Source organism: Frankia sp. Cppng1_Ct_nod (genome assembly GCF_920656135.1).
GTDB classification, from domain to species: Bacteria; Actinomycetota; Actinomycetes; order Frankiales; family Frankiaceae; genus Protofrankia; species Protofrankia meridionalis.
Genome location: NZ_CAKKTK010000114.1, coordinates 1 through 10,068 on the forward strand (window position 1 = coordinate 1; position 10,068 = coordinate 10,068).

General features: G+C 68.1%; 7 protein-coding genes and 1 pseudogene. 3 read left to right on the forward strand and 5 right to left on the reverse strand.

Annotated elements, in window-relative coordinates; translation table 11 throughout:
- The 3 genes and pseudogenes from NBW77_RS20910 to larB form a co-directional block, all read right to left on the reverse strand.
- A pseudogene (locus tag NBW77_RS20910) lies at positions 1-635 on the reverse strand (hypothetical protein); the annotation flags it as partial.
- 191 nt (positions 636-826) lie between these two features.
- Positions 827-2,407, reverse strand: a complete 1,581-nt coding sequence (larC, locus tag NBW77_RS20915) for a nickel pincer cofactor biosynthesis protein LarC (RefSeq protein ID WP_250280197.1) — start codon at positions 2,405-2,407, stop codon at positions 827-829.
- An 85-nt stretch (positions 2,408-2,492) separates the two neighbouring features.
- Positions 2,493-3,389, reverse strand: a complete 897-nt coding sequence (larB, locus tag NBW77_RS20920) for a nickel pincer cofactor biosynthesis protein LarB (RefSeq protein WP_131744666.1) — start codon at positions 3,387-3,389, stop codon at positions 2,493-2,495.
- Positions 3,390-3,852: 463 nt separating this feature from the next.
- Between larB and pheA the strand changes: the two genes are divergently transcribed.
- The 3 genes from pheA (at position 3,853) to NBW77_RS20935 (ending at position 7,751) form a co-directional block, all read left to right on the forward strand.
- Positions 3,853-4,794, forward strand: coding sequence for a prephenate dehydratase (pheA, locus tag NBW77_RS20925; RefSeq protein ID WP_131744667.1), 942 nt, complete (start codon positions 3,853-3,855; stop codon positions 4,792-4,794).
- Between the two features lie 343 nt (positions 4,795-5,137).
- The gene (locus NBW77_RS20930; protein ID WP_250280198.1) at positions 5,138-6,430 is read left to right on the forward strand and encodes an NsdA family TPR-like regulatory protein; all 1,293 of its coding nucleotides are present in this window, start codon (positions 5,138-5,140) and stop codon (positions 6,428-6,430) included.
- Between the two features lie 319 nt (positions 6,431-6,749).
- A complete protein-coding gene (locus NBW77_RS20935; protein ID WP_242605468.1) occupies positions 6,750-7,751 on the forward strand; it encodes an aminoglycoside phosphotransferase family protein in 1,002 nt (333 codons plus the stop codon).
- 253 nt (positions 7,752-8,004) lie between these two features.
- Here the strand turns inward: NBW77_RS20935 and NBW77_RS20940 are convergent, their stop codons facing one another.
- A complete protein-coding gene (locus NBW77_RS20940; RefSeq protein ID WP_165485721.1) occupies positions 8,005-8,655 on the reverse strand; it encodes a phosphatase PAP2 family protein in 651 nt (216 codons plus the stop codon).
- A gap of 103 nt (positions 8,656-8,758) precedes the next feature.
- Positions 8,759-10,068, reverse strand: a 1,310-nt coding sequence (locus tag NBW77_RS20945; protein ID WP_502799508.1) for a serine/threonine protein kinase, incomplete at its 5' end; no start/stop codon positions are given.

The following is a 10,068-nucleotide window of genomic DNA, read 5'->3' on the forward strand; positions in this document are numbered from 1 at the left end:
ATCCATGCGGGCGGAGCCGGATGACTGCCCGGGTACCTGCCACGGTCGGAGTGCGGACCGTAGGCAGACGGTTCGCTCCAGGGCTGTTGGACCGATGACGGGACGCCGCCAGGACCAGGACCGCCCGGAACGGAGTATGTCGTCGTCCCGGTCATGGACATCCCTGGTCCGCCCGGGGGCGGTACCGGGGATGGCGGCTGCGAGGCACCGCTGGCACCGGCCGGCCATGGGTCGCCGAGTGGATCGAACGACGGATCCCACGAACCGACCAACGGGTCATGCGTCGTTCCCGGCCACGAGTTCGTCAGCGGGTCATGGTTGCGCTCACCGCCGGGTAGCGGGACATACGGCGGTGGCGGCGGGACCGGTGGTGGTGGGACCGGACCCGGCGGGAAGGTGTGCCCCGGCTGCGGATCCGGACCGCTGACCAGCTGAATCGGATCCTGGCGGGGCTGGAAGACATACGAGGTTTCGTTGTCCGACTCCGGCGGGTCGGACGGAGGGTAGGACGTTGATGACGGCAACGACTGGAACGCTCCGGGATCGCCCGCCGGAGCGCGGCTGAAGTCGGGGCTGTCCATTCGGGTGTCGATGTCGATGTCTCCGTCCATGATCCCGCCCAGTCGTGGCCTCACTGGATATCAGTCACAATCGGCCCTCATGCCAGGGTTGTCCAACTTCAGGATCCCGGCTGGGCGGTCCGCTCCTCCCGTGTTGACCAGTTCGTCGGTGAAATCAACGCACTGTGATCATCAGATGCTCGAGATCGGACGGCGCACGCCTGCCAGGGGTATCTGCCAAGGACATCCCACGGTGACCCGCGGTCTCAGGATCGCATGCCCGACGGGGCCGGGTCGTCCCCGGTGCCCGGGTCCGGACGGAAAAACTGTGGTCCTGCTGTGTCCGGTGCTGTGCCCAACGCCGCGGACGTCGCCGCCGCCAGCACCCAGCGGGTCGGTCGGTCCAATACGGCGGCGGCCCGACGCACGTCGTCCCACTCCGGCTGCACGGTGACGATCTGACCGTCCGGAAGCATTCCGATTTTCACGGCGACGGTCTCACCGCTGACGTCCACGCTGCAGAAGGTGCGGTCAAGAGCTCGTTTACGCACCGGGGTTTCCCGTAGGCCGAGCGTCGGAGTGTGCATGAAAATCATGCGTCGGACCGCGTCCGCCAGCGGCACCGGCACGAGGACCGACAGGGTGTGCGCCGGACGGCCCTTCTTCATGAGCATCGGTGTGAGCCAGGCGTCGGATGCCCCCGCGGCCAGCAGACCGGCCAGGATCTCCGGCCAGGCACGCGGGTCCAGATCGTCGACGTTGGTCTCGACCAGCAGCTCGTCGGTGGCGGCCGGGATGTCCGGAGCTGACATGGCCGCGGGTGCCATTGCGGCCGCAATGTCAGCGGCCGGCGATTCTCCGGACACGGCGGTTCCGACGATCAGCCGGACCACGTTGGGCCGGTCGGGGATGTCGCGTTGCCCGGCACCGACACCGACCGCCTCCACCCGCATCGGCGGCAACGGACCGTAGGCATCCGCGTGGGTCGAGACCAGCACCGCACCGGTCGGCGTGCACAGTTCCGCCTCCACCGGACCCCCGTGACCTGGCATGCCGGTGGCACGCAGCAGCTCCAGGACGGCAGGACCGGGGATCGGCAGGACGCCGTGCTCGGTGCGGGCCGACCCGCCGCCGAGCGCGACCGCAGACGCCACGAGCCGGTCGAGGCCGAGCGCGTCCAGTCCGGCGCAGACGCCGACCACGTCGGCGAGCGCGTCGAGTGCCCCGACCTCGTGGAAGTGCACGTCGTCCGCGGGAATGCCGTGCACGACCGCCTCTGCTTCGGCAAGCGCGCCAAAGGTGGCCAGTGCCCGTTCGCGGACCGCGGCGGTGAGTGGCGCGTGAGCCAGCAGCTCGCGGATATGTACCCAGGTGCGGCGGCCGTACCCGTTGTCATGCTCCGCACCGGGTATCCCACCCTCGTGGGCATTCGTGTCGTGGGCGTTCGTGTCGTGGGCGTTCGTGTCCGGGGTGATGACGTGGACGCGGGTCGCGGCGAGCCCGGCTCGAGATGTTGTGCTGATCTCCAGCCGCACATCAAGCTCCAGCGCGCCGACCGCGTCGGTAATGACCTCGGTGCGCCGGCCGGCACCGGTGAGTGCGCCGATCACAGCACCGAGCAGCATGTCCCCGCTCACACCGCTGGACAGGTCGAGCCACCCGATTCGTCCCCGCCGGGCCGGCGCGGTCCTGCTCGGCTCGGCGAGCCGGGTTCGCCCGCTCGGTACGGCTGGCTCACAGTCCGCGGAAGGCACTCTGGTGTCGGTCACCCGTCCACTTTGGTCCGGGGGGTCGGGATTGCCGAACCCGCCCTCGAGTAGCGAGATGGAGTTGTAGGTAGAAACCATTGCTGTAACGACTGAAACGACCTACAGCTCATGCCGGCACCGGCCGGGTGTAGGTAGAACCCGTCGCTATCACAGCTGAAACGACCTACCCATTCCGGGCTGGCGCTGCACGGCGGGTAATCCGGGCGGCGAACAGCCCCGCACCGAAGCCGTTGTCGATGTTGCAGACGGCGATCCCCGGTACGCATGAGGTGAGCATCCCGAGCAACGCGGCGAGCCCGCCGAAGGACGCCCCGTATCCGACACTGGTCGGGACGGCCACGACCGGGGTGCCGACGAGGCCACCGATCACGCTTGCCAGTGCGCCTTCCATACCGGCGACGACGACCAGGCAGTCCGAGGCGGCGAGGGTGTCGCGGACCGCGAGGACGCGGTGCAGCCCGGCAACCCCCACGTCTGTGATCGTCTCAACCGCCGCCCCGGACGCGCGGGCGGTCAGCGCGGCCTCGGTGGCGACCGAGGCGTCCGACGTTCCTGCGGAAACGACGACCACCCGGCCGCGGGCCGGCGGTAACGACCCGACGACAACCGTGGACGGTATCGGTGCCCTGGCTGTCGGTGCCCAACCGGTCATCGGGCCGGTCTCGCCGGATGCCTCGCCGGATGCCTCGCCGGATGTCTCGGTGTGCGGCCCGTCGAGTGTCTCGGTGGATGTGGTGAGCTCGCCCGGCCACCTCGCGCGCAGGGCCGCGACGGTGGCCGTGTCCGCACGGGTGACCAGTGTCGGACGGGTCGGACCGGATATGCGCCGTAGCTCGGTGACGATGCCGACGGTCTGCGCCGGGGTTTTGCCGGCGGCATAGACGACCTCCGGGTCACCGGTGCGCAGGCCGCGGTGGGTGTCGACGCGGGCGTACCCGAGGTCGGTCCAGCCGGTGCCGTCGCCGAGGGGGCCGGCGGCCAGACGGCCCAGGGCCTCGTCCGGCCTGACCATGCCGGAGGCCACGGCGTCCAGCAGGAGCCGCACATCCTCCATGTCCACGCCCCTGACCTTACGGTGGGTCTGAGCACGGTCTGCGGACGGATCCGGCCCGTGTCAGGGAAACCGCCGACGTAACCATGATCATGGCTGCGGGTGTGGAGATCACTCGAAGATTTCGCGGGTGTTGATCGGGCGCCGGTCGGGCTGGAGTCCGGTATCGGGCTGGAGTCCGGTAACTGTCCGCCGGTCCCGGCGGGGCCTTGCTTGCGGAGCGTAGCAGTCCGAATGGTCGGTAATAGTACATAAAATGGCTGATTGGAATCAGGCCCCGCTAATGCGGTCCGTCACCGGGTCGTAGGATCGTGAAGGTGAGACGCGCAGATCCGGTCCGGACGGGCCCGGGCACCCAACCCCCGGGTACGGACGAGGCTGCGGCAATGCGCACGACACGCCTGACCAGCTCCCCTGCGGCGGTCGGCGTTGCCTCGACGGCCATGCTCCGCCGGAGCGGGAGGGTGGCGATATGACATCGGCGACCCGCCTGGTCTATCTGGGTCCTCCCGGCACGTTCTCCGAGGCGGCGCTGCTCACTCTCGCGGTCGCTCACGAAGCCGAACTCGATCCGGTTCCTACCGTGGCGGTTGCTCTTGACGCGGTCCGCCAGGGTGATGCCGACGCCGCTCTCGTTCCGTTCGAGAACTCGGTCGAGGGGTCGGTGTCGACCACCTTGGACGAACTGGCGGTTGGTGATCTCCTGCAGGTCATCGCCGAGGTCGTGATTCTTGTCCGATTCGCTCTGCTCGGCAGGCCTGGCGGCGGTATCGATGCCGTTCGTACCGTCTCCAGCCATCCGCACGCCCAGCCGCAGTGCCGCCGGTGGCTTGCGAAGAACCTGCCGGACGCACAGTGGGAACCGTCGTTCAGCAACTCCGAGGCGGCCCGGCGTGTCCAGGCCGGTGAGATCGACGCCGCCCTTGCCGGCGCGTTCGCCGCACCCCGCTACGACCTGTCGATACTCGCTGACGACGTCCAGGACGTCGACGGGGCGCAGACCCGGTTCGTGCTCGTCGGCCGTCCGGGTCCACCGCCGCCGCCGACCGGTTTCGACCGCACCACAATGGTGCTTTTCGAGCGGGATGACCATCCCGGCGCGCTGCTGGAAATGCTGACGGAGTTCGCGGTCCGGGGTGTCAACCTGACCCGGTTGGAGTCCCGGCCGACCGGCGCAGGTTTAGGCCGGTACTGTTTTTCGGTCGACTGCGAGGGCCACATAGCGGACGCGAGGGTCGGGGAGGCGCTGTCGGCGCTGCACCGGATCTGCGCCGAGGTCCGGTTCCTCGGCAGCTACCCGAGGGCGGACAGGCGGGTCCCGACGGTGCGGCCCACCACGTCCGAGGACGCCTTCCGCAGTGCCGCGGACTGGCTTGCGACGCTACGCGGGGGGCACTCGCATCCCGGCCGCTGACGGATCCGCCGGCCGAGAACGGGAACCAGATCATCGCCGGACCTGAAAGCAACCGAACGTAACCAAATTGGTTCATCGGATGGCGTTGTGCCAGATGACCGAATGTCACGTTCCGTAGGCGCCGGCAGTTGCTGTGTGTCGTGGTCTGGGCGTGCTCTCTTGCTCCGGCGCATGTTGCGCCAGGCTTTCCTGGCATTACCTTAAGTTGCATTCCGTTTGCTAAAAGAGATCGCTCGGGTATAGGCGGTACCAACACGTGGCCCCGCCAACCCTGAACCGCCTTGCTCAAGTCCCACCGACAGGACACCGGCTCCACCGACAGACACCAGGGAGTTGCATAGTCATGCCCGACGCTGACGAATTGTCCCCGTCAGCTCGCCCGGTCACCGCCGGGCCGGTGGTAGCCGGGATCGAGCACCCGATCCCTCCGGTTACGAGTGCCGCCTCGATTCCCGCTGCCCGGATGCCACCGGACGACCATCCGGATGAGTACGTTCTCTCGACACCGACGACGCCTGCCCCGGGCGACGCCGACCATCCGGCATCCAGCCGGAGGCAGTTCCACCTCTACGCCGGCGCAACCGTGGTAGGCGCCTTCCTCCCAGACAGGCAACTTGCGGATGTGGTGGATGTGCGTGGTACAGCGGCTTTGCAGACCAGGTTCGCCCACGCCGAGGAACGGCTGGCCGCGCTGCTGCACACTCATGAATACACCTCTCCCTCGCACGTCGCGGCCCAGGCGGTCCGGCTACGGCGAGATCTGGACCGGCTCGCCCAGCACTCCCTGAGTACCTCCGACGCTCGTCGGCTGCGGGTCGTCGCAGGTCGGGCCGCCGTCCTGCACGCAGATGCCGCCTTCAAGCTCGGCGAGTCCGACTCGGCCCGAGCCCTGGCCGCTTACGGATACATGGCTGGTGAATCGGCTGGTGACGGTCCGTTGCGGGGTTCCGCCCGTGAGATCGGCGCGGTCGCCGAGTTCTACAGCGGGCGCCCGGACGTGGCTCTCCACCTGGCGCGTGACGGATTGCGGCAGGTCAGCGTCGGTCCGGTACGGGCGCGGCTGGTCTGCCAGGAGGCCCGCGCGCTTGCCGCGCTTGGAGACGTCCGCGCCGCCGCCCGTGCCCTCGACACCGCCTACGACCTCGCCGACATGATTCCCGTGGAACAGTGGGGATCTCCCGGGCCGGGCTTCGACACGTTCCACCCGGTGGAGGTCGCCTATAACGCAACCACTGCGTTGTGCCTGCTCGGTCGGCCCGGCGCAGCGGAGGAACACGCGCAGCTCGCAATGCCGCAGCTCGACACGATGAAAGCACCCGGCTTCCGCTCGGTGATCCGGCTTGATCTTGCGTTGGCCCTGGCCAGGCAGGGACGCCTTGAGCTTGACCGGGTATGCGCGCTGGCCACCGAGGCGGTTGCGATCTCCTGGAGCCGCGCGGTCGCGTCCGCGTCGAATCGGGCTGACGAGCTGCTGGCGATAACCCGTACACACGGCGAGGTCCGGGATGTCCGGGAGCTTGCCGCGTTCGTCCGTGAATGGCAGCGGCAGGGAGTGCGCGGGCGGCTGCCGGCCGATTCGGTGGGCGCTGCCGGATCCGGGAAGGCGTCGTGGCCGAATCAGGAGGTGCTGCTGTAGTTATCCGATCGGCATATTGGTCTATTGATGGTTTTTCTTTATGGGTTCGCAGTAATTGCCGTGTGTCTTAGGGTATCGAGAGACGCCTGAGCACAGGCGAAGGAACTGACCTCCAATAACCCTGGGGGCCTTCCGGACCTCCCCCGTCGGTTTCGACGGATGTGTGAGGAACGGTGGGCGCGAGGCAAATAATGATCGCGCTGCTTTTGGCCGGATCAGTGACTACAGGTATGGGCTTGATCAGGAGCGAGGCAGGGTTCGGGTGGGAGTCACGGGATGCGACGGTTGCCGGTCCGTCGGTGGCGGATCCGGCAGCGGGGTGGCTCCGCGGTCCGTCGCGGGCGGGGGAGTCGGCCGGTTCACCGTCACGAAGGCGTGGTCGATTCTCCAGGAGATCTGCGGGGCGGTCGGAGTGGACGGTCGGGACGCGGAGGTCATCAAGATTGCGGCCAACGCCGTGTTCCGCTTACCCCGGGCCGGGATGATCGTCCGGATATCCGGGTCGCAGGCGATGGCGCACCGCGCCGACAAGGTCGTCCAGGTTGCCCGATGGCTTGCCCGCCACGATGTCCCGGCGGTACGCCTGATGCCAGGCATGCCCGCACCGCTGCGGGTCGGCAACGCCGTGGCCACGTTGTGGATCGACGTCGGGTCTGGGTCGCAGGCGAAAACTGCGGATTGGACACTGACGGACGAACGGCCTTCACCCCATCCCCGGACTCGCGGATCGACGCCGTCCGGCGTGCGTCCGGCCGCATCCGACCTGGCCATAGCGCTCAAACAGCTTCATACGCTGCCATTGCCGAAGGATGCCCTGCCGCGCTGGGACCCGCTCGACGACGTCCGCCGGCGTCTTGCCGATGCCGAGGAGCTCGCCGATGCCGACCTCGCGCTCCTGAGGCGCATGGCCTGCCGGGTCGAAGCGGCGCTCGAGGATGTCAGGTACGCCCTGCCGCCGGGGATCGTTCACGGCGACGCCCATCTCGGAAACCTGATCAGGAGCCGGGATGGGGGCGTGGTGCTGTGCGACTTCGACGCCACCTGCTACGGACCGACCGAATGGGACCTGATCCCGGTTGCCGTCGGCCGACTGCGGTTCGGCTACCCGCCGGAGCAGCACGCGGTGCTCGCATCCTCCTACGGGTTCGACGTGACGCGCTGGTCGGGCTTTGAGGCGCTGCGTGCCGTGCGGGAACTGAAACTGGTCACAAGCGTGGTGCCGATCCTCGCCAGCAATCCGCGGGTGGCAGCGCAGTTCGCCGTCCGGCTGGCCAGCCTGCGATACGAGGATGAAAGCGTCAGATGGATGCCCTATTCCTGATTGCCATCAGATCCCTGACAGTTCGCAGGGCCTCGATATTCATCAGAGGTCTCCGTCTTCTTCCGGACATGAATCTTTTGGGGTCCGGTCGATGAATTCAACATACGATGTTGCTATCGTATCGGAAAATCGCTTGTGGATGTGCCCGGAAAGTGCATGGATTGTGTCCGGTGCCGTGAACCCCGAGTTCCATGAGGCCGAGGGCGACCATGTCCATTTCATCCGTCTTGTCCGTGTTATCGACCTCGTCGACCTAGAAAGATCGTTTGTTGGTGTGTCGAGAAAAGGCGGCGAGCGTAGCTGCCGTCCATGCCACGGCGAGCAGGTAGCCGCCGACAACGTCTGACAGGTAGTGGACGCCGAGTGCCAGCCGCGAGAACCCGACCACGGCCACAACCAACCCAACCAGCACCATCGTCGTGATCCGTGGACGCCGACCCTGGACGGCTTCGAGCGCGACCAGCAGTACCAGTGCGGCGACCAGCACTCCGAAGGAGTGCCCGGACGGAAAACTCATTCCATGGGCAGATGCGACCGGATGCGGTACAAGCGGGCGGGCCCGACCCACCAGTGCCTTGGCGGCCGAGTTCACGAGCCCGCCGACGCCGACGGTGATCCCGACGAACACGGCCAGCCTGCGGACGCCGGCCGGTTCGAGCCGGCCGATTCCACGCGCGGGCCTACCCCGAACCGGGCTGGCCCGGCCCCACATCGCCAGCAGCGCGATCAGGGCAACCACCCGGAACGCGGACGGTTCGAACACCACGCCGAGGACACCGGACGCATCGACGACCCATCGGTGGGCGGCGGCGACGTGGTTGAGATTCTCGGTCAGGTCGACGTCTAGGAGGGACAGCGGCGACCACCGTGTCTTGACGGCCACGATGAGCATGACGAACAGCACCGCGCACGTCCCCGCGACCCGGCCGGAGCACGGGCGCGGAGACGGACTGTTGGACGTCGACCGTCGTGTCATCGTCGTTGGTCGATCTCGTCCTCGGGCCGTGTCAGCAGGCGGGGGCGGCGGACAGGGAGGTCGCGCTGAAGACGTAGGAGTCCGGGACCCAGCCGCTGGTTGACAACCGGTCCCAGTTGTCGTTGCCGGCGGACAGGGCAGCCGGGGGCGCGACGTAGGTCGAGTGGACCCAGCAGACCGTGCGGACGAGGTCCCCGTTCCGCAGGGTTGCGATCACCGGCGCGTTCACCCCGGCCGACGACCGAACCGACAGGCCATCGCTATCGCTATCGCTATCGGTGAGGACGGGGAACGGGCCGATGTCCGTCCTCGGCGCTCCCGTTCCCAGCCGCGGGTTGTTGATGTTACCGACGCAGGCGGGAACGACAGCGTCGAAGGTGCCAGTGTGCGTGTACGTGTCGTTGATCCACCCGGAGTTGGTGTAGTCCCACAGTCGCGATGTGGTGTTACGTGCGGTGATGGACTGGCCGAATACGGCACAGTAGAGGGTGATCGCACCACCATCCGTGACGCCGCCTAATCGACCGAAGATCGACGTGGACGGACCGCGCCAGGTGGAGACCGTGCCACCGGAGGCGTCGGCGATGACCGTCGAGCGGACACCCGCGCCCAACGGACTACCGGTCTCGGTGACCAGCGTGGGCGCCGAAGCCGTCCCCCGTGTCGGTGTGGACGCCGGCGAGCCTGGGGTGGTCGTGACCGAAGCGGCCGGCGGGCGGGTCGGGGACCTCCTGGTGCTGGAAGTCCCAGCTGGTGAGGCGGTTACAGCCCGTGGATCCGACAGTGAGGTGGCGCCGTCCGTCCGATCGGAGGTGAGCGCCAGTGCCAGTCCGGCGCCCGCCGCGAGCAGGGCCGCCGCGATCGCACTCGTGAGCACGAGCCGCCTGCGGCGCCCGCCTGGCTCACGTTGCGATCGGCCGGTCAACGGTCGCGGTGGCGGTGGCGGTGTGGGCCCCACCCATCCGGCACCGAGCAGGCGGCGGGTGGCTTCGTCGGCGCCGGCGACGCCGGTAACGTGCTGCCCGAGAAGAGCCGAAACGACTCCGACCGCGGTCGGTCGAACCGTGGGGTCCTTGCCCAGCGCGCGGCGTAGCAGCGGGGTGAGAGCCTCCGGCACGCCGGTCAGGTCCGGATCCTCGTTCAGGGAGCGGTAGGCGGTCCCGGTCGGGGTGTCGGCTGCGAATGCGTGGCGTCCGGTCGCGGCGAACACGACGCACATCGCCCAGGAGAAGATGTCGGCGGCTGGTCCGGCCCGCTCGCCGCGGAGCTGTTCGGGTGCCATCCAGGCGATGGTCCCGATGATGTGGCCGGTCCGGGTCTGGTCCGAGCTGTCGAGATCCC